Here is a 1,582-nt window from a genome sequence, read left to right as displayed (position 1 = left end):
ACTCGCGGGCGCCCCCGTCGGAGTCTTCACCGGGGTCAACCCTTCCCAGTACGCCTTCTCCGCGCATGAGGCGGACGAGAATCTGGAGGGGTTCCTGGGAATCGGCTCCGCCGCCAGCGTCGCGTCCGGACGCGTCTCCTACACGTTCGGGTTCGAGGGGCCCGCGATCACGGTGGACACCGCCTGCTCGTCGTCGCTGGTGGCGATGCATCTGGCCGTCCAGGCCCTGCGCAACGGTGAGTGCACCATGGCGCTGGGCGGGGGAGCCGCCGTCATGGCGACTCCGGGCGTCTTCACCGAGTTCAGCCGTCAACGGGGCATGGCCGAGGACGGTCGGTGCAAGGCGTTCGCGGCGGCGGCCGACGGCATGGGGCTCGCCGAGGGCGTGGGTGTGGTGGTGCTGGAACGCCTCTCGGACGCCGAGCGCAACGGCCACCAGGTGCTGGCGGTCGTGCGCGGAACGGCGGTGAACCAGGACGGTGCGAGCAACGGGTTGACGGCTCCCAACGGCCCGTCCCAGCAGAGGGTGATCCGTGCGGCGTTGGCGAACGCGGGTCTGGTCCCCGGGGACGTCGACGCGGTGGAGGCGCACGGGACCGGGACCACGCTCGGAGACCCGATCGAAGCCCAAGCACTGCTGGCCACCTACGGGCAGGAACGTCCGGAGGACCGGCCGTTGTGGTTGGGGTCGGTCAAGTCCAACATCGGTCACACCCAGGCCGCCGCAGGCGTCGCCGGTGTGATCAAGATGGTCCAGGCGATGCGGCACGGGGTGCTGCCCAGGACGCTCCACATAGACGAGCCCACTCCCGAGGTGGACTGGGACGCCGGTGCGGTGTCCCTGCTGACCGAAGCGGTGGAGTGGCCCGACAACGGCCGTCCCCGGCGAGCGGGGGTGTCCTCCTTCGGGATCAGCGGCACCAACGCCCACCTCATCCTCGAACAGGCTGCTGCGACAGAGGCCACGACCGCCACCGGGAACGAAGCGGGAGCGGACGACGCCCCGGCACGGTCCCTCCTCGACGGCGGAACGAACGGTGACCCCGAGGAGAGATCCCCCCTGTGGTTCTGGACTGTCTCGGGCAGGTCGGAAGAGGGTGTGCGAGCCCAGGCGGAGCGCCTGGCCGAGCATGTGCGGGCCAACCCGGGGCTGGATTCTGTGGACCTGGGCTTTTCGCTGGCGACCACGCGAGCCCACCACGCCCACCGGGCGGCGGTGACCGGAACCAGACGGGAGGAGTTGCTGGCTGGCCTGGACGCGTTGGCCGGTGGAACCCCCGCCGCCAACCTGGTGCGGGGCACCGCCGGCGGTCACGGCGGCCACAACGGGACGGTGTTCGTGTTCACCGGTCAGGGTGCCCAGCGCGCCGGGATGGGGCGTGAGTTGTACGCCGCCTATCCGGTTTTCGCTAAGGCTCTGGACGAGGTGTGCGGACGGTTGGACGCGTGTCTGGCCGGGCAGGGGGTGACACTTCGGGCTCCGTTGCGTGAGGTGATGTTCGCTCCTGAGGGGGGTGAGCTGGCGGGTCTGTTGGATGACACGCTCTATACGCAGCCCGCGTTGTTCGCGTTCGAGACGGCC

Annotated in this window: 1 protein-coding gene; it reads left to right on the top strand. The window is 70.2% G+C overall.

The window, feature by feature from the left end; all coding sequences use genetic code 11:
• The coding region (locus tag ACSIH6_RS39275) for a type I polyketide synthase (protein ID WP_435113956.1) at positions 1-1,582 on the top strand (1,582 nt) is incomplete at both ends.

This window comes from Nocardiopsis synnemataformans (assembly GCF_965343085.1).
GTDB classification, from domain to species: Bacteria; Actinomycetota; Actinomycetes; order Streptosporangiales; family Streptosporangiaceae; genus Nocardiopsis; species Nocardiopsis alborubida.
Note: the sequence above shows the minus strand (reverse complement) of the source record. Positions and strands in the feature narration are given on the sequence as shown.